Genomic DNA, 20,077 nt, shown 5'->3' with positions numbered 1-20,077 from the left:
TGCGTCACGGAAGTCACGTATCCGTATGCCGGCAGCCGTGCGCCACCGCGCTATTCGACAGGGCCTCAATGAAACGTCATGGCTGGTCCATCCGCCGCAAATTCACCGCGCTCCTCCTCTTGCCGCTGGTGTCGCTGGCAGCCCTGTGCGGCTACGCCGCCTACCTGTCCCTCGGCAACGCGTTGACCCTTTCGCACGTCGACACCATCGGCAATCACCTCGCCGCCCCCCTCGGACGTACGGTGGTGGCCCTGGAGATCGAACGGCGCGAAGCCGTCGTGGCGGCCTCCGTGGCGCAGAGCGGCAAGACACCGGACGGCGACCGCAAGACGCTGGACGCCGGTCGCGTGGCCACCGACACGGCGGTCGCGGCCTTCCTTAAAGAGGCACACGACGACGGCGTACGCCGCGCGGAGAACGACTCCGTGCGCACCGGCGTGGACCGGGCGGAGAAGTCACTCGCCACCCTGGACGCGCTCCGGCGCGGGACCGACGCGGGAACCAGCACGCCGGACGAGATCCTGGCCGCGTACACGGCCGTCAGCGGCGACATCGCCGAGGCGCTGCGGGCCATGACGATCCTGCCGGACCAGGACGCCCAGGACTTCGGACAGGCCCTCTACACCGAGGTGCCCGCCGGTGACCTGCTCTCCCGGGAGGACGCGCTGATCTCGGCCGCCGCCGCCTCCTCGGGCCGGCTGGACGCCGCCACCTACCGGACCCTGGTGCAGGACATCGGCGCCCGCCGGCTGCTGAGCGCCGAGGTGGTCAAACGGCTGCCCGAGGCCCAGCGCAGGCCGTTCCTCGAACTGGCCGCGCCCGGCGGGCCGATGGCGAAGGTCGGCGCACTGGAGGACAAGATCATCGGCGCGGGTCCGTCCGCCGCACGGCTCCCGTTCACCATCGACCAGTGGCGCTCCGCCTACGACGCGACGGCGAAGGCGAGCAGCACGACCGCCCTCGACGACATCTCGTTGGTGTTCACCCGCACCAGTCCGCCGGCCCGCCGGGCGTTCGCCGAACTGATCGTGGCCGGTGTGCTCGGTCTGTCGTCGCTGATCGTGTCGATCGTGATGTCGGTCCGGATGGCACGCTCCCTCAGCGGTGACATCAACCGTCTGAACACCTCCTCACGCAACCTCACCGAGGACGCGCTGCGGGACGTGGTCGGCCGGCTGCGCCGCGGGGAGACGGTCGACGTGCGCGCCGGCATGACCCGGCCGGTCTTCGTCAACCGGGAGATGGCCGAACTGGGCGCCGCGTTCGACGCGTTGCAGCGGACCGCCGTGGAACTGGCCGAGGAGGACGTGCGACTGCACCAGGGCATCAACCAGCTCTACGTGAACCTCGCGCGGCGCAGCCAGGTACTCCTGCACCGGCAACTGAGCCTGCTGGACGTGATGGAGCGGCACGAGGAGGACGCCAACACGCTGGACCGGCTCTTCGAACTCGACCAGTTGGCCACCCGGATGCGGCGATACGCGGAGGGCCTGCTCATCGTCTCGGGCGCCACGCCGGGACGGTTCTGGCGCCGGGCGGTGCCCGTGGTGGACGTGGTGCGGGGCGGGATCGCGGAGACCGAGCAGTACGCGCGGGTCGTGGTGCTGCCCGTACCGACCGTGGGCATCCAGGGCCGCGCCGTCGCCGACGTCATCCATCTGCTCGCCGAACTCATCGAGAACGCACAGGTCTTCTCGCCGTCGGACAGCGAGGTGCGGGTCAGCGTGGGCACCGCGGCCAGTGGCCTGATCGTCGAGATCGACGACCGTGGTCTGGGCATGCCACCCGAGGAACTGGCCGCGGCGAACGAGCAGTTGAGCGCCCCGCTGCACGTCTCCGCCCTGGACAGCACCCGGCTCGGCCTGGTCACGGTGGGCCGCCTGGCCCAGCGCCACGGTATCGAGGTGACGCTGCGCCGCTCGCCGTACGGCGGTGTCAACGTGGTGGTCCTCATACCGGACGGCCTGCTGGAATGGGGGCCGGCCGGCGCCGCGGGCCCGGCCGTGTCCGCGGCCGGTGCCACGGGCCGGCTGCCCGGCGGCGCACCGGACGAGCAGCCGTCGGCCCAGCTCGCCCCGGGTGCGGCCCCGCCCGCCGCGGTCGGTCCGGGCCCGATCACCCCGTCCGACCCCACCCGCGAAGCCCACTTCCAGGACCCCCTGCACAGCACATACGCCCCACACACCCCGACCACACCCACGCCCGCACCGGCCCCTGGCCCTGCTCCCGCCCCGGTCTCCCGGCGTGGCTACGGACCGGATGATGTTCCGGGCGGCCAAACACCCGTACGACCGTCCCCCGCACCCGCACCCGCTCCCGCCCCTCCGCAACCGGGCGCCACGATCGACGGACTGCCCTGCCGGGTTCCCCAGGCGAGTCTGGCGGGCGAGGCCGCCACGAACGAGCCCGGCGACCGGGGACAGCTCATGGACTGGGGACGCGGCGACCACGAGCGGCGGGTCGGCCCCGGCGCACCGTCCTTCCCCGGCCCCCGGAGCCCGGCGGCGCCGGGGATGCCGGCCGGAGGCCCGGCGGGTCCGCTGCCGGCCGAACACCACCACGCGGCCGTGCCCCCGCGGGCCCAGGCCGACCCTCCGCCGCAGACCCATCCCGCGGCCGAACGCCCCGACCAGGTCCGCATGATGATGTCCGCCTTGCAGGCGGGGGCGGCGCGCGCCCGGCTGGAGCAGTACGCGGCACCCGGCGACCCGGCCGGCCGGCCGCGGGGCGACGCCCTGAGCCACGACGCCCACGCGGCCTTCCCGGCCCACACCCCCGCTCCCACCACCCCCACTTCCAGAAAGCGTGGTTGACATGACCCAGGTCGGCCCATCCGAGACGGGTTCCCACCTCGACTGGCTGCTGAGCGACATGGTGCGCAACGTGCCGGAGATCGGCCATGCGGTCCTGCTGTCCACGGACGGTCTGCTGCTCGGCGCCTCCGACGCCCTCGACCGCGACCAGGCCGAGCGGCTGTCCGCGGTCGCCTCGGGATTCCACAGCCTGGCGAAGGGCGCCGGACGGCACTTCGGCGGCGGCGCCGTGCTCCAGACAATGGTGGAGATGGAGGGCGGTTTCCTGTTCGTGTGCGCGGCGGGCGACAACTCCTGCCTGACCGCGCTGACCCGTCAGGGCGCGGACATCGGCGTCGTCGCCTACGAGATGGCCATGCTGGTCAAACGCCTCGGGTTCCACATGTCGGTCGAATCCCGCGGGGAGCCCTCACCGTTGCCCGGGAACCCGCGTTGACCAGCGCCGAATGGGTGGACGATGCGGCCGGCCCGGTCGTCCGCCCGTACGCCATGGTGCGGGGACGGACCCGTAACGAGGGCTACTGGTTCGATCTGGTGGCCTACGTGGTCGCCACGGTGGCCACCCTCCCGCCGGACGTGGGCATGCAGCCGGAGCACCGGGCGATTCTCGCGCTGTGCCGCACCCCGCGTCTGGTGGGGGAGGTGGCGGCCCGGATGAACCTGCCGGTGGGCGTCGTACGGGTGCTGCTCGGCGACCTCTTCTCGATGCGTGCCATCCGGGTACGGCAGCCCGCCGATCCGGCCGCACGCCCCAGCGTCCGGTTGATCAGAGAAGTACTCGAAGGACTGCGCGCACTGTGAGAGCGCCCCGCCCGACCCCCGCGGCCCGGCGGGAAGGCACACGGTCGGCCCGGCCCCGCCGGAGACCACACGGAGATGGAAAGGCATGCCCGCAATGTCAGAGACACCGCGGAACGGCACAGGCCCCGCGCCGGGAAACGAACTGCCGGAGGCGGCGAAGATCCTGGTGGCAGGCGGCTTCGGGGTGGGGAAGAGCACGCTCGTCTCCACGATCAGCGAGATCGTCCCCTTCCACACCGAGGAGACGCTCACCCACAGCGGCATCGACGTGGACGACCTGTCCGGAGTGGAGCGGAAGGCGACCACCACGGTGGCCCTGGACTTCGGCCGGATCACCATCCACAACCGTCTCGCGCTGTTCCTCTTCGGCACGCCCGGACAGGACCGTTTCTGGTTCATGTGGGACGAGTTGGCCGCCGGTGCGCTCTGCGCGGTCGTCCTGGCCGACACCCGCCGCCTGCCCGACTGCTTCCCGGCGGTCGACTACTTCGAGCGCAGCGGCCTGCCGTTCGTGGTCGCCGTCAACTGCTTCGAGGGCGCCCGCCAGTACCCGGCGGAGACCGTACGCCGGGCGCTGACCCTGGGCCCGCACGTACCGGTACTGCTGTGCGACGCGCGACGGCGGGCTTCGGTGAGGGACGTTCTGATCCGGACCGTCGAGCACGTACTTCATCTGGAGACCCAGCCGTCGGCTTACGCCTGAACCGGGCGCGTGGGTCGGCCGCGTGGGCCGGGACGGGGGCGGACGCGGCAGTACGGGCCGCGCTCCCGGTTCGGGCGATCGTGCACGTCCGGTCGGCCGGGGCCGAAGCGGTGCAACCCCGGGTGATCCAGGCGTACATTGCGAAGTCTCAAGCACGCAATGGGAGTCAGCATGCCCGACCACACCGAGAGGCACGTGGGGACCCGCATTCGCGAGTTCCGCGCCATTCGTGACTTCAGCCTCGCCGAACTGGGACGCCTCGCCCACGTGTCCACCAGTCAGCTCAGCCGAGTCGAGAACGGGGAGCAGCCGGCCGGCCCGTCCGTCCTCGCTTCCGTAGCCCGTGCGCTCGGCGTCACGCTGTCCGTGCTGCACGGCCAGCCCTACCTCCACATGCTCCAGAAAGACCAGCTCGACCAGCTGCTCGCACCCAGACGGAATCGTGACCGGGCGCACAACATGCAAGCGGAGGTCGCGCGTACGACGGTGATCACCGCCTACCGGCTCGGCTTCATGGACCTCACCCGGCTGTCGCCGTGTCGCACCAGACCGCCGACATCCCGTCCATTCACGGCATGGCCGGCCATCTGCTCGTCATCGCGGAGCGGTCGACCAACTGAGACACCGGGTTCGCAGCCCACAGCCGACTGCGCCCAACTCCGTGGTGTCAGTCCACCGTTCGACAGCAGGCGCTCGTCGTAACGCGTAAAACCTCGCCGCCGCCAGGCCGACGGCAGTCGCGGCCTGAGACCATCGGCATCATGGGCAAGCACCGCCGACCCGGGCCACCGAACCAGCCGTCCCGCGCCACCGCGCACGTCGACCCCCACGATCCGCTCGCTACGTACGTCAAGAGGCGGCGTGCGCCCATGGACCAATAGCTTCATGGCGGTGGCGGCCACCTCCACCCCGGCGAAGCGAGGGTCCTGGAAGAATGGACTGGTTTCGCGTACGAACCAGTCGGCACCGCTCCCGATCTCGCTACGGCGCAGGCATGGCTGCATGATCTCGATCCCGGCGCCGTGGATGGCGAGGAGTAGAAGCACCGCCGAACCTACCCGATGGCAGCACATATGTCCGTCATGTGGTGTCCCGGATCTGATCGCGCATCACGTTCCGCAGGACCTACCGGACAGAAATCAGTTCGTCCCCGGCCTCGGCGAACGCGGACTCCAGGCCGTCCCGGTCCGCTTCGACGCGGACCAGCCTGCCGACGACCCTCCCTGGAGCCGGATGGTACGGCGGACGCTGCGGGTATCCGCGCAGGGGCCGGGGCCCAGGCTGTGGGGCGTGCTGCGGCGGCCCGCCTTCGGCTGCTTATACGCTCCGCGTCCGTGGGGTGGATGGCCGTGGCCGGCACGGCGTCGCGGTCCACCCCCAGGCATTGATGTGGGTCACCAACTTGCGGGCGAGGTCAAACCCGGCAGGTCCGCAGCCCGCTGCTCCCAGATGCCGAGACTGCTCCAGGTCGGCATCTTCCCGTTGGAGGATCAGGTAGGCCAGAGACCCGCCGACCACGAGAGCAGCGCTGCGTACCAGGATCGCCGACCGCCGAGCTCCCGCGTCAAGCTCGCAATGTGGCCACGCCGGGAGAGTGGTGCTCGGACCGCGCGGAACGTCCGCGAAGCCGAGGGGGCAGCGCAGTACGAAGCTGTAGCGGACGGCAAGGTGGCCGGTGTCAACACGACGGCCCCCACCGGAGCGGGGGCCGATCATGGGTGCTGGAGTGGGCCTAGATAAACAGTTGCCCACGCTGGATTGCACCGACGAACGATGACCACTCGTTCACGCCGAATGTGAGCGCCGGACCGTTCGGACTCTTGGAGTCACGGACGGGGACCATTTCATGCCCCACGAACGCCACCTCTACGCAAGCCGACTGCCCGTTACTGTAGCTGGATTTGAACCACGCCGTTCCGGTCAGATCAACCCTGTGCATATCTCCCTGCCACTTCGGAGATCAGACGCTTTGAATCCTGCGCATCAAGCGCTGTCTCCCAGATGTTCTTGAACGCTGCGTCGTAGCGCTCAACTTCATTTTCCTTGTCCAAGTACAGATCACCCGTGTAACCGTCTGCGTAGACGGTCGGGGGCTCCGTTTCACTGCCATCCGCGTTGAGCGGAAAGCGAAGCACCCCGAATGAACCTGACATGACGCCCAGGTGCAGTCCTGCCGTGAACGGCACTACCTTGATCGTCACGTTGGGCAGGCTCGCGCCTTCCATAAGGTGGACCAGTTGCCCCGCCATCACAGCCGTCCCGCCCACTGGCCGTCGCAACACTGCCTCGTTGAGCGCAACGTCGAATCGTGGCGGATCGGTAACTCTGGTGAGTAGTACTTGCCGAGCGATTCGAAGGTGGACGCGTTGTTCGATCTCGCCGTCGTCCTCTTCGGGATTGTCGGCACGCATGATCGTGCGCGCATATTCCTCAGTCTGAAGCAGACCAGGGATCAACTCGCTTTCGTACCAGACTATCCGTGATGCCGCCTCCTCCAATCCGATGAAAAGATCAAAGCCTTCAGGGATTACGTCCCCGTAGGCGTGCCACCAGCCGCGGGCTTTCGTCTCCTTCGCGAGACCCATCAGCGCCTCGGTGAGACTGGAGGGTGCGCCGTAGACCTTGCACATGGCCTCAACGTCATGACTGCGCAGCGAGGTCTGGCCCGTTTCGATGCGCCACATCTTCGCCTCTGACCACTCCAGTTTCCGCGCTGCCGCACGGACAGTCAGTCGCGACTGGTTGCGTAGATCACGCAGGTATCTGCCGAGTTGCCTACGCGGCACGGTTGACCCGGTCCGTCCGTCCGCCATCGGCCACCCCTTCCCGAGACTCAGTATGAAGCACTCCTGACACTCAAAATGAAAGCATTGCTCTGCTCGTTCCGCAATGAAAGTCAACAGATCGAGTCACGCAGCACGAAAACTCAAAATGAAGTCTTGCAAGTTGCTCAACTGATGGGCACTCTGGGGGGTGTTGAGCCGTCGACGCTCCCGCTCCGGGGCGGGACGGCTGACGAAAAGACCCCCGCGACCGTGCGACCGGTCCGGGGGCTTGGCCACCAGCTATTGAGGAGCTGACGACAGTGAGCATTATCTACATCTACACGTTCGTGTGGTGGATCCTGGACGTGTTAGCCCCCGGTACCGGCAGGCGGCGGGCGGGTGCGCGCGTCGCGCGCGTACCGGAGGCGTCCGCTGCGCCAGGTGCGCCACGGCTCCCGGCACCGCGTTCGCCGTACGGCCTTGAAACCACCTTGCGCGGCGAGCAGACGGCCATGGTCCGGCCGTACGTCTCTCTCGCCGAGCGGCACCACGAGCCGCTGCACGAGCGGGCGCAGCAACGTCGGCGCCGGGTCGCCATGGTCCTCGCGGCGGACTTCGGGATCGATCTCGACCGGCATGTGGTCGGCGCCGTGGCGGTGGCCGGGTGAGCGAGCGGAGCGAGCACCCAGTGACGGGTCCGGGTGGGACGCGCCCACCGGGACGGATGTGCGTGCGCTGCGGCGCGATCACCGAAACTCCGGTCGTGATCTCGGTGGTGCTCCAGAACTCCGGACCCGGCTTCACCTTCTACGCATGCCTGACATGTGCGGTGGATCGAGAACCCGGTCAGCGGACTCGGGTGGCACGGTGAACGCCGGCACCCCACCCGAGCCGGGCGCGTCCCGTATGACCATCGGGACGTACCGGGTCGGCCCGGACGGTGAACGCCTGGGCCCGACCCGGCGGCAGACTTACCGGCCCGTCCCCGACCCGGAACGGCTCGTCGACGCGCTCAGCTGGCCGCCGTGCCACTGCTTCCGCTGCCGGAGCGGCCAGGGCCCGCACGACCGATGACACCGTGACACAGGCGGCCGGTGAACGACCTCCAGGTGGTAGCCGTCACCAGCCGCACCCGGAAGCCGACCCGTTGCCTTGGAACCCCCCGGACCTCCGGTTCAGAAGGCCGCCGTGCGGTCCTCGCTGCGTGGGTCGGTCACCTGGTGCCCGGCGTAGCGGCCCGTGCGTACGTCACGGCGCCAGGGCCGTGCGTAGGTCACTGATGCGGCGGCGGCCTCGGAATCCTCGTCGAGGTCCGCGACCGCCACGGACGGCGAGCCGTCCGTGGGGCACCGCTCAAGCCAGTCGCCGCCCGGGGCGATGATTCCGGACGGCGCGGTGGAGCTGTGCTGCGCGGGCACCGAGAAGCTGACCCAGTAGCCGTTGACCGCGGCATGGCCCTGGGCCTGGACGGCGGCGTTGCCCGGAAAGACGCCGGTCGTGGAGAGCAGGACGCAGTCGACGTCCAGCTTCTCGTACTCGGCGAACAACTCCGGGTAGTGGATCTCCGTACCGAGCAGGCAGCCGAAGCGCACGCCGTCGACGTCGAAGGTGACCGGCGAGGCGCCCGGCGCGTACAGGTGGGAGACCTTCGTCGTCGACAGCAGGCGCTCGTCGTACCGCGTGACGACCTCGCCGCGGTCGGAGACGACGTAGAGGCTGTTGTGCGGTCGGTTCGGCTCGGTCAAGCGGTGTACCGAGGCGATCACCGTCCACAGCCGCAGCTCACGGGCAACATCCGAGATCGCGGCCAACTCCGCTTGCAGAACGGGCCATTGGCACCGGCTCCAGTCCGCCGGGCCGACCGTGTCCGGGCCGTCGACGGACATGACCCGCTTGCCGGGAAAGCAGATCGCGCCTTCCGGGAAGTGCACGATCCGCGCGCCCTGATCACTCGCCTGACGCATCAGGGCGCGGACCTGACGGCCGCTTTCGCGTAGCGCGTCGGCGTCTCGGGGGTCGTCGCGCACGGGTGTCTGCGCCACGGCGAGCCGTACGTTCTTGGGATTCTTTGCTTCCGGCATGACGTCTCCTGGGGGAGTCGAGCGGAAGTGCCGGAGGGCGGACGTGTAGGACTCGCCGGTCTTTGCGGCGCGGGCACGCACCCGGCGTTTGAAGTTCCCACGGGCTGTCATCGCGGCCTTCCAAGCCTTGAGCGGCGGCTCCCCAGCAACCCCGCCCGAGGCCGTCGGGCTGCGACAACGGCCTGAGACGCTGGTCCCTTTGCCTCCGCTGGAAGACCGCGCTGGGGGCGGGTCGTGGGAGGTTCGGCGTAGGCCACGCGGTCGCTTATCATGCCGTCGCTCACCGGCTCCGTCAATCAGGGGCCGTGGTGTGGCGTGAGGTCGGTAGCGGTCGCGACGGTCGTGAGGTCACGTGGCGACAGGAACGGCAGGCACGCGGGCACGCGCCCGGCCGGCGGCCCCGTTGCCGGTTGTTCCGGGGCCGCCGGCCGCCTCGCTTCCCGGCCGGTGCGAAACGGCGGTTACTTCTGCCAGCCGATGGTCTCCGGCAGGGGGGTGCCGAAGATGGTGGCGCCGACGTTGGCCAGGCCGTCCTTGACGCCGTAGATGGACGGGCCGCTGTACAGCGGCAGGAAGGCGTACTGCGCCAGTTCCTTGCGCTCGATGGCGTTGGCCTCGGCGGTCTGCTTGTCGGGGTCGGAGATCTGGGCCGCCGCGTGGATCTCCTTGTCCAGCTCGGGAGTTCCGGCGCCGGTGAGGTTGGAGTCGCTGTCCGTGCCGTAGAACTGGTTCAGGTAGCGGGCGCCGAAGGGGTCCATGGAGCGGTTTCCGGACAGGAAGAGGTCGAAGTCCCGCTCGCTGAGGATCTTGGCGAAGTCCGCTTCGTCGGCCTTCTTGATGTCGAGCTGGATGCCGACCGGCTTGAGCATCGCGGCGAAGGCGTTGGCGGTGGCCTTGTTCAGCGGGTCGTCGCCGAGCAGGGTGTAGCCCACCGTGAGCTTCGTGCCGTTCTTCTCCCGGACTCCGTCGCCGCCGGCCTTCCAGCCGGCGGCGTCCAGGATCTTCTTCGCGTCGTCCGGGTTGTACTTGAACACCGCCGAGACGTTGTCCGAGTAGCCCTTCTGGAAGCTGTAGAGCAGGGCGGAGCCGGGAAGCGGCTCGGAGTAGTCCAGGCCCTGGAACTGGATCTTGGCGATCTGCTCCCGGTCGACGCTCTCCAGCAGCGCCTTGCGTACCTGGGCGTCCTTGAGGACCGTCGACTTGGTGTTGACGTACAGCGAGTACTCGAAGGGACTGCCGCCGCTGCGGACCTCGGTGCCCTTGACGCCGCTGATCTGCTTCAGGTCCTCGGCGCTGCCGGTGGCGGCGTAGTCGGTCTGGCCGTTCTTGAAGGCGTTGATCGCGGCGGCCGAGTCCAGGTTGACATAGATCCGCTTGTCCAGCTTGCCCTTCTTGCCCCACCACTTCGGGTTGCGGACGAAGGTGACGTTGCCGGTCTTGGTGTCGAACGTTCCGACGGTGTACGGACCGGCGCCCCACTCGGGGTGGGCCTTCTTCACGTAGGCGTCGTTGTAGGCGTCGACAGAGGCGGCCTTGGGGTTCAGGAACGTCGTGAACAGGCTCGACCACCAGGGATCGACGCCCTTGAAGTCGATGACGGCCTGCTTGTCGTCGGCGCCGCGGGTCACCGAGGTGATGTTGCTGTACCCCTCGGTGCTGCTCGCGTTGTAGTCCTTGTTCTTGCCGTTGTTGGCCTGCCAGGTCGCCTTGACGGCCGTCCAGTCGATCGGGGTGCCGTCGTTGTAGGTGGCCTTCGGGTTGATGGTGAGGACCACCCGCTGGTTGCCGCCGCTGTCCGTGACCTTGACGTCGCTGAGGTAGTCCGGGTTGTACTGCACCTCACCGGTGGGGGAATAGGTGATGACGTCCGGGTTGTACCAGAACCAGATGCGGGAGGCGGTGAGGGTGGCGTTGGCGTTGAACGGGTTGCCCTGGTCGTCGAAGGTTCCGGCGGTGGTGTAGGTGCCGCCGTCCTTGATGTTGTCGTAGGGCTGGGGGTTGTAGTCGGTCTTCGCCGAGGCCGCGGCGGGCGTCGCGCCCTTGCCGCTCGTTCCGCTGCCCGACGAGCCGGACCCGGAGGAACTGCAGGCGGTGACGGTGAGGGCCAGGGCCGCGGTGACCGCGGCGGCAGAGGCAATTCTCGATCCCATGGCGTGGATCCGTTCTTTCGCAGGATGGGGCGGCGCCGTACGGCGCGGCGCCGGTGAGGCAGGGGCCCGCGGTCAGCGGGCGTGGCAGGCGTGGCGGTGGCCGGAGCCGGATGCCGCCGGGCCGAGGACGGGGCGTTCGGTGCGACAGCGCTGTCGCAGCCCGTCGTCGAGCAGCCGGTACAGCGGACAGCGGTCGACGAAGACGCAGCCCTGCGGCAGGCGCGCCGCACTCGGCTGTTCGCCCTCCAGCACGATGTGCTCCCGGGAGCGCTCAAGCCCCGGGTCGGGCACCGGGATGGCCGAGAGCAGGGCTTCGGTGTACGGATGCCTGGGGTCCGTGAAGAGGTCTTCGGTGGGGCCGGTCTCGACGATGTGGCCGAGGTACATGACCGCGATGCGGTCGGACACGTGCCGCATCACCGCGAGGTCGTGCGCGACGATCAGATAGGCCAGGCCCAGTTCACGCTGGAGCTTCTTGAGCACATTGACGACGCCGGCCTGTACGGAGACGTCCAGGGCGGACACGGGCTCGTCCAGGACCACGATCCGCGGCCCGGTCGCCAGTGCCCGGGCGATACCGACCCGCTGGCGCTGACCGCCGGAGAGCGCCGCCGGGAAACGGTCCGCCACCGACGCGTCCAGTCCGACCAGGTCCAGGAGTTCGGCCACCCGCGCCCTGATCTCCGGCCGGTCGCTGCCGATCGCCTGCAACGGCTCGGCGAGCAGGTGGAAGACCGGCAGCCGCGGGTCGAGGGAGCCCATGGGGTCCTGCATGACGATCTGCACCGCGCGACGCAGCTCCCGTGCCCGCTCGGGAGAGCCCGGCGCGGCCACGTCCGTGCCCGCGACCTCGATCCGGCCGGACTCGGGTTCCTTGAGCCGCATGATCTCCAGCAGCGTCGTGGTCTTCCCGCTGCCGGACTCGCCCACCAGGCCGAGGGTCTGGCCGGCCCGCAGTTCGAAGCCGACGTCGCTGACCGCGTGCAGCGTGCCGACCCGGCGCTTGAGGAACGCGCCCTGGGTGACCGGGAACGTCTTGGCCAGGCCGGAGACCCGGAGCACCACCTCGCCCGGTGAGCCGGTGTCGCGGCCGTGCTCCCCGGCGTCCGCGGCGGCGGGGAAGGACGTGTCCGCCGCGGCCGGGAAGATCGAGTCCGCGGCCAGCCGGCCGTCGGCGATCTCGTCGGCGCGCAGGCAGGCGACCTCCCCGTGCCCGGGGACCGGGACCAGCGCCGGTTCCTGTGTGCGGCAGCGGTCGACGGCGGCGGGGCAGCGGTCCGCGAAGGGGCACCCCGCCGGGAGTCCGACCAGCGAGGGGGGCTCGCCCCCGATCGGCACCAGCGGCCGGTCCGCGCGCGCGTCGGGCCGTGGCACGGCGCCCAGCAGCCCGACCGTGTAGGGCATGGCCGGGTGCCCGAACAGCTCGTGCACACCCGCCTGTTCCACGATCCGGCCCGCGTACATGACGGCGACGTCGTCGGCGTACCCGGCGACCACCCCCAGGTCGTGGGTGATGAGCACGACGCCCGCACCGGTCTCGGCCTGCGCGGTCCGCAGCACGCCCAGGATCTGCGCCTGCACGGTCACGTCGAGGGCGGTCGTGGGCTCGTCGGCGACGATGACCTTCGGCGAGTTCGCCATCGCCAGGGCGATCACGACGCGCTGGCGCATGCCCCCGGAGAACTCGTGCGGGAACGAGCGTGCCCTGCGCTGCGGTTCGGGGATGCCGACCAGGTCCAGCAGTTCGAGCGCGCGGTTCCAGGCGGCCTGCTTCGTCAGGTCCTGGTGCACCCGCAGCGCGTCGGACAGCAGCCTGCCGACCGAGAAGATCGGGGTGAGCGCGGACAGCGGGTCCTGGAAGACCATGCCGATGTCGTTGCCGCGCACCGCGGACAGCTGCCGGTCGTTCAGCCCGACCAGGTCGCGGCCGCCCAGCAGTACCCGGCCCGACACCCGGGCGGCGTCCGGCAGCAGTCCCATGACGCCCATCGCGGTCGCGGACTTGCCCGACCCCGATTCGCCGACGATGCCGAGCGTCCGCCCGGGCAGGACGTCGAAGCTCACCCCGCGCACGGCTTGGACCGGACCGGTCTCGGAGGGGAAGGAGATGGTCAGGTCCCGCACCGACAGCACCGGGGCCGGAGTGGCCGGTGCCGCCGCCGAGGGTGTCCCCGTGACCGTGGATGTCATCGCCGGCCTCCGGAGGCCGCGGTGGTCGATGTCGGGTCGAACGCGTCGCGCAGTCCGTCGCCGATGAGCGTCATCGACACGGTCAGCAGCACCACCAGCCCGGCCGGGAAACCGAACAGCCACGGGGCGCTGGTGATGGTGCCGGTTCCGTCGGCGAGCATGGTGCCCAGCGACACGTCCGGCGTCTGCACCCCGAAACCGAGGAAGGACAGGGCTGTTTCACTGAGCACGGTGGCGACGACTCCGAGGGTCAGGTTGACGATGAGCAGGGACCCGAGGTTGGGGATGATGTGCCGCACGACGATCCGCCACGGCCGTACGCCCATGAACTCGGCGGCCAGCACGTAGTCCCGTTCGCGCAGGGAGGTGGAGACCGCCCAGATGACCCGTGCCGTCGACATCCAGCCGAACACGGTCAGCACCAGGACGAGCACCCGCCAGTCGCCGGCGAGGCGGTGCGAGACCAGGGCCAGGATCAGGAACGACGGCACGACGAGCAGGAAATGGATGACCGTCAGGGTCAGCTTCTCCACCCGTCCGCCGAAGTAGGCGGCGCCCGCGCCGATCACGGCGGCGAGCACGATCGTCAGCACCGAGACGGTGACCGCGATCACCAAGGAGCGCTGGAGGCCGTGCACGGCCTCGGCGTAGACATCGTTGCCACCCTGGTTGGTGCCGAAGTAGTGCGCCGCGCCGGGCGGCTGGGTGAGCGCCGTGAAGTCGGTGTCGGTGTACGCGTAGTGCGTGAACAGACCGCCGAACACGGTGAACAGGACCAGGAGTACGAAGATCGCCACTCCGAACAGGGCCCCGCGGTTGCGGGCGAACCGTCGCAGGTAGAGCCGGCCGCTGCCGAGCCGGGGCGTGGGAGGGCCGTTCGTGGCGCCGGGATCGAGCGGTTCGGGCAGGGGGGTCACCGTGGTCGCCATGTCAGCTCACCCGCACCCGGGGGTCGAGGAGGACGACCGCGATGTCGGCCAGGACCGCGCCGATCGCGGTCATGGCCGCGCCGAAGGCGGCGACAGCGACGGCACCGTGCACGTCGTTCTTGCTGATCGTCTGGATGAAGTACTGGCCCATGCCGTTCCAGCCGAAAACGGTCTCGGTGATCACCGCACCCGTGAAGATCGCCGGGATGCTGAACGCCACCGACGTGGCCGTGGGGATCAGCGAGACACGCAGCGCGTGCCGGCGGATCGCCTGCGCGCGCGTCAGTCCGGTGGCGCGCGCGGTGCGCACGAAGTCCGAGTTGATGTTGTCCAGGAGCAGCGAACGCTGGGTCAGGTGGTAGCCGACATAGCCCAGCAGGGTCAGGCTCAGCGTCGGCAGGATGAGGTGCTGCAACCGGTCCGCGACCGTCGGCCACAGTCCGGTGACGGTCGGCGACTTCTCCCCGGCGACGTACAGGAAACGCCAGCCGAGGTGCTGGTTCAGCCAGATCCCGGCGAAGACGACCGCCAGCGCGGCGACGGCCGCCGGTACGTTGAACAGGAACACCGAGACGAGCTGGGTGATCCGGTCCCACCAGCCGTACTGCCGGGAAGCGGTGAACACGCTCAGCGCGACACCCGCCACCACGGACAGCAGCGTGGCCGCGGTGACCAGCTGGCCGCTGACCAGGACCCGGAAACCGATCTCCGAGTCGACCGACACCCCGACCGGGGACTTTCCCCAGTCGAAGTGCAGGACCACGTCGCTGAACCAGTGCCACCACCGGTCCGCCAGCGGCACCCGCGGATCCAGGTTGTACGGCGCCAGGGCGCGGTCGATCTGCTCCTGGGTGCGGACCGGGCGCAGTCCCTGGTAGTTGGACCGCGGGTCGAGGAACCACGAGGCCAGCACGTAGGTCACATTGGTGGCGACCACGATCATCGCCAGCCACCCCACGGCCTTGCGTGTCACATGGCGGAGCACGGGCCCGCCTTCCCGCGGGAGCGGGATGCGACGGCGGTTGCCGCGCGGCGAGTTGGCGGGTGTGCACCGGATCTGGACATCGTCGAGCTGCTTTCTGACAGGCGGGAGTGCGCGCGCCTGTTGAGGCAGTGGTGCACTCGTTCCAAGGCCCCGCTGCTTTCCGTGGAGAAAGTCGGGGCCGAGGAACGATTTTTAGGCCATGGTCGTTTTCACGCCAGCTTTCCAAGGTTCCTGCCATGTGATCGCAATACCGGCGACACAAATGGCGGGATGCCGAGCCGATTGACGCCTGTCCGGATAACGCCCAGTGACGGCCGCTTCACCGAACCCGGACGGGCGTCACCCCGTCGGTCACTCGACGACAAGCTCCACCGGCACGTTGCCGCGGGTGGCGTTGGAGTACGGGCAGACCTGGTGGGCCTGTTCGACGAGCGTGCGGCCGGTCTCCGCATCCACGGTGTCGGGCAGTTCGACCCGCAGCGTCACCTTCAGGGCGAAGCCCTCGCCCTGCTTGCCGATGCCGACCTCGGCGGTCACCGAGGCGTCGCTGACGTCCACCTTGGCCTGGCGGCCGACGGCGCCGAGGGCGCTGCCGAAACAGGCGGCGTACCCGGCGGCGAACAGCTGCTCCGGGTTGGTGCCCTGGCCGTTGCCGCCCATCTCCACCGGGAAGGCCAGGGGCAGGTCGATCCGGCCGTCGGAGGAGACGGCGCGGCCCTCACGGCCGTGGGTTGCGGTGGCGACGGCGGTGTAGAGCGCGTCCATGGAAGACCATCCCTCTCGAAGTGACGTTCGCGTTCCGGCGGCTCCTGTCCGGCCGCCCTCACGACCACAAGTAGAGCACACAATTCAATTGCGCACAACTAAATGGCCCACTAGAGCTATCCTGGAGCCATGACCGCCACCGACACCGCCACCGACACCACCACCGACACCAGCACCGACGAGGCGGACTGGCTCCGGCTGGACCGCCAGATCTGCTTCTCCCTGCACGCCGCGTCCCGCGCCTTCAACGGCGTCTACCGGGTGGTCCTGAAGGACCTCGGGCTCACCTACCCGCAGTACCTGGTGATGCTGGTGCTGTGGGAGCACGGCGACCTGCCCGTCAAGAAGCTGGGCGAACTGCTGCGGCTCGACTCCGGCACACTGTCCCCCCTCGTCAAGCGGCTGGAGGGGGCCGGCCTGGTCCGGCGCGAGCGCAGCACGCGCGACGAGCGGTCGGTCCAGGTGCGGCTGACCGAGGAGGGCACCGCGCTGCGCGAACAGGCGTTCCGGGTACCGCGCCGCATCGGCGCCGCCACCGGCTTCGACCTCGCCGAGATCGACGAACTGCGTGCGCGCCTGGACCGGCTCACCAGCGCGCTGGACGCCGCGGCGGCGACGATGTCGCGGGAGCGACCCGAGGTTCGGTAGCGACCCGAGGTTCGGGAACGACCCGAGGTTCGGGAGCGACCCAAGGTTCGGGAACGACCCGAGGTTCGGGAACGACCCGAGGTTCGGGAACGACCCGAGGTTCGGGAACGACCCAAGGTTCGGGAACGACCCAAGGTTCGGGAACGACCCGAGGTTCGGGAACGACCCGAGGTTCAATGGCGATCGGAGGTTCAATGGCGATCGGAGACTCCGGTGGCGACTGGGGACTCGGTGGCGACCGGAGACCCGGTGGCGCGCGTGCGGCGGACGTACAGCCGCAGCAGCACCCGCTTGCCCACCGACTGCTCGCGCAGCGCGAACTGGTCGTTGACGACGGCGAGTTTGAGCCGGTCGACGGGGTTGCGCGGGGAGCCGGGCGACTCCACGACCCGCCGGTCGGCGACCACCCACACCCGGTCGAGCGCGGCGAGCCTGTGCCGCAGGATCCGCGGGTCCACCTCCGTGCCGTAGAGCGTGCCCGACACCGGCGCCCCCGCCGCCAGCGCCACGTCCCGCGTCCCGCGGAACCCGGCCGGATACGCCAGCGCGGTGGCGCGGGCGGGTCCCGGCAGGAACAACACGGCGTCCCCGGGGCGCAGTTCGCGGGCGGCCGCGCGCGAGACGGCGGCCAGGTTGTCGGGGCGGTGGTCCGGCGAGCGGTCCGCGCGCAGCAGCGGGAGCTGGTGGACGAGCGCGGCGGCGACCGCCAGGGCACCGGCGGCGGTGAGCAGCGGCGAGCCGGACCGCGCGCGCCCCAGCAGCCCGGCGAGCCGGTCCGCCCCGGCGGCCACCAGCAGCGGGAGACCGGCCAGCGCGTACAGCACATAGCGGTCGACGTACAGCGGCGAGAGGCGGGAGACGAGCATCAGCACCGCCGGTGGCAGCACCGCGAGCGGCAGCGCGACCGCCGCGCAGGTCAGCTCGCCGGGCCGGCCCACCGGCCGGGTCAGGCCCAGCACGGCGAGCGCCAGACAGGTCCAGAACACCGCGGGCGCCGGCCCCGCGAACTCGTGCAGCAGGGTGTCGGCGCTGTGCAGACCGGGCTCCCGCAACCAGGCGACCTGCGCCGACTGGGCGTGCGAGACGAGCACCATGGGCAGCACCGCGAGGACGACGCCCCCGGCCGCGCAGGCCCAGCGGCGCCACACCCGGCCCGCCACCCGCGCGAGCGCCAGCGTGCCGGCGTGGGCGAGCAGCAGCAGGACCGCGAACTCGTGCAGCAGGCAGGTGACGCCCAGGACCGCGGCGTACGCCCACCAGAGGCGGCCACCCGGCGCCCGCCACCGGAGTTCACCCGAATCGGGGGTTTCGCGGATCGCCCGCACGAGCAGCAGCGTCGCGCCCGCGGCGCCGGCCGCGACCAGGGCGTACGAACGGCCCTCCTGGGCGTAGTGACCGGTCATCGGCGTCACCGCGTACAGCAGCCCGGCCCACAGCCCGGCGCGCGGTCGCACCAGCCGGGCGCCGAGCGCTGCGACCAGGGCCGCGGTCGCCGCCGCGGCGCACACCGAGGGCAGCCGCAGCAGGACCTCGCCCGGACGGGGGGCGAGGACGGCGTGCATGGCCAGGTAGTACAGGCCGTGCACCGCGTCCACGTCGTGCAGCAGCCGCCAGATCTGCGGCACCGAGCGCCGCGCGACCTGGAAGGTGACGGCCTCGTCGCGCCACATGCCGCCACGGTCGAGCCCCCACAGCCCGAGCGCGAGCATGACAGCCGCGGGGGCGGCCACGACCCCGGCACGCCGGACGCGGTTCGACGGCCGGATCAGCAGGCGCCCGATGTTCGCCACGGTGTTCACCACGGTCCCGATCTTTTGCGATTAGCCAACCTTTGCCGGGCATTGACGGCGTATCGGCATGAATACACCATCCGCGCGGCTTACGCTCCCGGATGATGAACCGCCGTCATTTCCCCCTCCCGCCCCGCGCCCCGCTCGCCGCCCTCTGGCTGGCCACCCGCGCGCTGATGCTGTGGCTGCTCGCCCACGACGCCGCGCCGCTCCTGGGCCGGGGCGCGGTGGGCCGTGAGGTGTGGCGCCTCTACCAGCACTGGTACGGGCTGCTGTCGCACGGCACCTTCCCGGCCCACGACACGCTGTGGCAGTACCCGCCGGGCGCGGGCGCCGTGCTGCTGTCCCCGGCGCTGCTGCCTGGCCTGACCTACTTCCAGGCGTTCGTGGCCCTGACGCTGGCCGCCGACGCGGTGATCACGCTGGCGCTGGCCCGCGCGGGCACCCGGCCGGGCCGCAGCCCGCGCGGGGCGTGGCTGTGGACCGGCGGCCTGCCGCTGCTGCTGCACCTCCCGCTGGCCCGGTACGACGTGCAGGTCACCGCCCTCGCCGTGCTCTCCCTGCTGACGCTGTCGCGCTCCACGCGCGCGTGCGGGGTGTTCGCGGCGCTGGGCGCGCTGGTGAAGGTCTGGCCCGCGCTGGCGCTGCTGGGCACGCCGCGGGGGCGGGCGACGCGCTCCGCGTGGCCCTGGGCGGCCGTGACCGGCACGCTGGCCCTGGGGCTGTTCGCGCTCTGGTTCAGCGATCCCCTCTCCTTCCTGCGGCAGCAGAGCGGCCGGGGCGTGCAGATCGAGTCCCTGGGCGGTACGGCGCTCAGCCTGGCCCGGCACGCCGGCTGGCCGGGACGCGTCCACTACCGGTACGGCGCGATGGAGTTCACCGGCCCCTACGTCTCCACGGTCGCCGGCGCCTCCCTCGCGCTCTCGGCCGCCGCCTGCTGCGTCCTGCTGCTGTGGCGCGTGCGGGCCCGGCGCTGGAACGAGGCGACGCCCTTCGACGCCGCCCTGTGCGCCGTCCTGCTGTTCACGGTCACCAGCCGGGTCATCAGCCCGCAGTACCTGATCTGGCTGCTCGGCCTGGCCGCCGTCTGCCTGACCTCGCGCCACACCGCCCAGCGCCCGGTCGCGGCACTGGTGGTGGCGGCGGCCGCGGTCAGCTCCGTGGTCTATCCCACGCTGTACGGCGAGGTCGTCCACTGCACCTGGACCGGCTCCCTGCTGATGGTCCTGCGCAACGGCCTGCTGGTGACCGCCGCCGGACTCTCCTTCGTCCGGCTGTGGTGCTCCACCCGGCCGCGGTCCGCAGGGCAGCGCCCGCCGTCGACACCCCGGCCGGCCGCGACGGCACTCCCCGTCGGCCACTGAGCACACACCTCCTGACGGGAGAGCACGGACATTCCCACGACATCGGAGCCGCCGGCGGCGAGCGTCGTCGTCATCGGTCACAACGACGCCGCC

18 protein-coding genes and 1 pseudogene are annotated in these 20,077 nt (G+C 70.5%); 10 read left to right on the top strand and 9 right to left on the bottom strand.

What is annotated here, in order from left to right:
• The first annotated feature begins 68 nt into the window (after nt 1-68).
• The 6 genes and pseudogenes from ACFY2B_RS24870 to ACFY2B_RS24845 form a co-directional block, all read left to right on the top strand.
• Nucleotides 69-2,813: a nitrate- and nitrite sensing domain-containing protein gene (locus ACFY2B_RS24870; RefSeq protein ID WP_390765290.1), complete on the top strand. Its 2,745-nt coding sequence runs from the start codon at nt 69-71 to the stop codon at nt 2,811-2,813.
• Nucleotides 2,806-3,249, top strand: a complete 444-nt coding sequence (locus ACFY2B_RS24865) for a roadblock/LC7 domain-containing protein (protein ID WP_376523742.1) — start codon at nt 2,806-2,808, stop codon at nt 3,247-3,249. Before ACFY2B_RS24870 ends, ACFY2B_RS24865 begins: the two co-directional genes overlap by 8 nt.
• Entirely contained in the window at nt 3,246-3,614 is a 369-nt protein-coding gene (locus tag ACFY2B_RS24860; RefSeq protein WP_390765289.1) for a DUF742 domain-containing protein, read from the top strand. Before ACFY2B_RS24865 ends, ACFY2B_RS24860 begins: the two co-directional genes overlap by 4 nt.
• 85 nt (nt 3,615-3,699) lie before the next feature.
• Entirely contained in the window at nt 3,700-4,317 is a 618-nt protein-coding gene (locus tag ACFY2B_RS24855) for an ATP/GTP-binding protein (RefSeq protein ID WP_390765288.1), read from the top strand.
• A gap of 171 nt (nt 4,318-4,488) precedes the next feature.
• Nucleotides 4,489-5,019, top strand: a complete 531-nt coding sequence (locus ACFY2B_RS24850; RefSeq protein ID WP_390765287.1) for a helix-turn-helix domain-containing protein — start codon at nt 4,489-4,491, stop codon at nt 5,017-5,019.
• A gap of 203 nt (nt 5,020-5,222) precedes the next feature.
• Nucleotides 5,223-5,357, top strand: a pseudogene (locus ACFY2B_RS24845) (DUF6087 family protein); the annotation flags it as partial.
• Between the two features lie 692 nt (nt 5,358-6,049).
• Here the strand turns inward: ACFY2B_RS24845 and ACFY2B_RS24840 are convergent.
• Together ACFY2B_RS24840 and ACFY2B_RS24835 are read right to left on the bottom strand one after the other, a co-directional pair.
• The gene (locus ACFY2B_RS24840) at nt 6,050-6,256 is read right to left on the bottom strand and encodes a DUF397 domain-containing protein (protein WP_390765286.1); all 207 of its coding nucleotides are present in this window, start codon (nt 6,254-6,256) and stop codon (nt 6,050-6,052) included.
• Entirely contained in the window at nt 6,243-7,130 is an 888-nt protein-coding gene (locus ACFY2B_RS24835; protein WP_390765285.1) for a helix-turn-helix domain-containing protein, read from the bottom strand. Before ACFY2B_RS24835 ends, ACFY2B_RS24840 begins: the two co-directional genes overlap by 14 nt.
• A gap of 272 nt (nt 7,131-7,402) precedes the next feature.
• On the opposite strand from ACFY2B_RS24835, the gene ACFY2B_RS24830 reads away from it, so the two are divergent.
• Both ACFY2B_RS24830 and ACFY2B_RS24825 read left to right on the top strand, forming a co-directional pair.
• Nucleotides 7,403-7,750, top strand: a complete 348-nt coding sequence (locus tag ACFY2B_RS24830; protein ID WP_390765284.1) for a hypothetical protein — start codon at nt 7,403-7,405, stop codon at nt 7,748-7,750.
• 238 nt (nt 7,751-7,988) lie between these two features.
• The gene (locus ACFY2B_RS24825) at nt 7,989-8,156 is read left to right on the top strand and encodes a hypothetical protein (protein ID WP_390765283.1); all 168 of its coding nucleotides are present in this window, start codon (nt 7,989-7,991) and stop codon (nt 8,154-8,156) included.
• 101 nt (nt 8,157-8,257) lie between these two features.
• Here the strand turns inward: ACFY2B_RS24825 and ACFY2B_RS24820 are convergent, their stop codons facing one another.
• The 6 genes from ACFY2B_RS24820 to ACFY2B_RS24795 form a co-directional block, all read right to left on the bottom strand.
• On the bottom strand, nt 8,258-9,163 hold the full coding sequence (locus ACFY2B_RS24820) for a carbon-nitrogen hydrolase family protein (protein ID WP_390765282.1): 906 nt from the start codon (nt 9,161-9,163) through the stop codon (nt 8,258-8,260).
• 461 nt (nt 9,164-9,624) lie between these two features.
• Nucleotides 9,625-11,313, bottom strand: a complete 1,689-nt coding sequence (locus ACFY2B_RS24815; RefSeq protein ID WP_390765281.1) for an ABC transporter family substrate-binding protein — start codon at nt 11,311-11,313, stop codon at nt 9,625-9,627.
• Nucleotides 11,314-11,385: 72 nt separating this feature from the next.
• Nucleotides 11,386-13,503: a dipeptide ABC transporter ATP-binding protein gene (locus ACFY2B_RS24810; RefSeq protein WP_390765280.1), complete on the bottom strand. Its 2,118-nt coding sequence runs from the start codon at nt 13,501-13,503 to the stop codon at nt 11,386-11,388.
• Nucleotides 13,500-14,432, bottom strand: a complete 933-nt coding sequence (locus ACFY2B_RS24805) for an ABC transporter permease (RefSeq protein ID WP_390765279.1) — start codon at nt 14,430-14,432, stop codon at nt 13,500-13,502. The genes ACFY2B_RS24810 and ACFY2B_RS24805 overlap by 4 nt, the downstream gene beginning before the upstream one ends.
• A 1-nt stretch (nt 14,433) precedes the next feature.
• On the bottom strand, nt 14,434-15,417 hold the full coding sequence (locus ACFY2B_RS24800) for an ABC transporter permease (protein ID WP_390765278.1): 984 nt from the start codon (nt 15,415-15,417) through the stop codon (nt 14,434-14,436).
• Nucleotides 15,418-15,768: 351 nt separating this feature from the next.
• A complete protein-coding gene (locus ACFY2B_RS24795; protein ID WP_390765277.1) occupies nt 15,769-16,182 on the bottom strand; it encodes an organic hydroperoxide resistance protein in 414 nt (137 codons plus the stop codon).
• Between the two features lie 129 nt (nt 16,183-16,311).
• Between ACFY2B_RS24795 and ACFY2B_RS24790 the strand changes: the two genes are divergently transcribed.
• Nucleotides 16,312-16,830, top strand: a complete 519-nt coding sequence (locus tag ACFY2B_RS24790) for a MarR family winged helix-turn-helix transcriptional regulator (RefSeq protein WP_390765276.1) — start codon at nt 16,312-16,314, stop codon at nt 16,828-16,830.
• A 191-nt stretch (nt 16,831-17,021) separates the two neighbouring features.
• Here the strand turns inward: ACFY2B_RS24790 and ACFY2B_RS24785 are convergent, their stop codons facing one another.
• Complete coding sequence (locus ACFY2B_RS24785; RefSeq protein ID WP_390765275.1) at nt 17,022-18,632, bottom strand: hypothetical protein; 1,611 nt, start codon at nt 18,630-18,632, stop codon at nt 17,022-17,024.
• Nucleotides 18,633-18,721: 89 nt separating this feature from the next.
• Between ACFY2B_RS24785 and ACFY2B_RS24780 the strand changes: the two genes are divergently transcribed.
• Nucleotides 18,722-19,984, top strand: coding sequence for a glycosyltransferase 87 family protein (locus tag ACFY2B_RS24780; protein ID WP_390765274.1), 1,263 nt, complete (start codon nt 18,722-18,724; stop codon nt 19,982-19,984).
• Nucleotides 19,985-20,077: the final 93 nt, after the last annotated feature.

Source organism: Streptomyces sp. NPDC001270 (genome assembly GCF_042896695.1).
In the GTDB taxonomy this organism is placed as follows: domain Bacteria; phylum Actinomycetota; class Actinomycetes; order Streptomycetales; family Streptomycetaceae; genus Streptomyces.
The sequence above is the reverse complement of the archived record's forward strand: the minus strand, read 5'-3'. Positions and strand labels throughout refer to the sequence as shown.

Excerpts from the sequence above, each read along its gene's own strand:
- ACFY2B_RS24870 (WP_390765290.1), top strand. The coding sequence starts at position 69 with ATGAAACGTCATGGCTGGTCCATCCGCCGCAAATTCACCGCGCTCCTC.
- ACFY2B_RS24855 (WP_390765288.1), top strand. The coding sequence starts at position 3,700 with ATGCCCGCAATGTCAGAGACACCGCGGAACGGCACAGGCCCCGCGCCG.
- ACFY2B_RS24850 (WP_390765287.1), top strand. The coding sequence starts at position 4,489 with ATGCCCGACCACACCGAGAGGCACGTGGGGACCCGCATTCGCGAGTTC.
- ACFY2B_RS24840 (WP_390765286.1), bottom strand. The coding sequence starts at position 6,256 with ATGCACAGGGTTGATCTGACCGGAACGGCGTGGTTCAAATCCAGCTAC.
- ACFY2B_RS24835 (WP_390765285.1), bottom strand. The coding sequence starts at position 7,130 with ATGGCGGACGGACGGACCGGGTCAACCGTGCCGCGTAGGCAACTCGGC.
- ACFY2B_RS24825 (WP_390765283.1), top strand. The coding sequence starts at position 7,989 with ATGACCATCGGGACGTACCGGGTCGGCCCGGACGGTGAACGCCTGGGC.
- ACFY2B_RS24820 (WP_390765282.1), bottom strand. The coding sequence starts at position 9,163 with ATGCCGGAAGCAAAGAATCCCAAGAACGTACGGCTCGCCGTGGCGCAG.
- ACFY2B_RS24815 (WP_390765281.1), bottom strand. The coding sequence starts at position 11,313 with ATGGGATCGAGAATTGCCTCTGCCGCCGCGGTCACCGCGGCCCTGGCC.
- ACFY2B_RS24810 (WP_390765280.1), bottom strand. The coding sequence starts at position 13,503 with ATGACATCCACGGTCACGGGGACACCCTCGGCGGCGGCACCGGCCACT.
- ACFY2B_RS24805 (WP_390765279.1), bottom strand. The coding sequence starts at position 14,432 with ATGGCGACCACGGTGACCCCCCTGCCCGAACCGCTCGATCCCGGCGCC.
- ACFY2B_RS24795 (WP_390765277.1), bottom strand. The coding sequence starts at position 16,182 with ATGGACGCGCTCTACACCGCCGTCGCCACCGCAACCCACGGCCGTGAG.
- ACFY2B_RS24790 (WP_390765276.1), top strand. The coding sequence starts at position 16,312 with ATGACCGCCACCGACACCGCCACCGACACCACCACCGACACCAGCACC.
- ACFY2B_RS24780 (WP_390765274.1), top strand. The coding sequence starts at position 18,722 with ATGATGAACCGCCGTCATTTCCCCCTCCCGCCCCGCGCCCCGCTCGCC.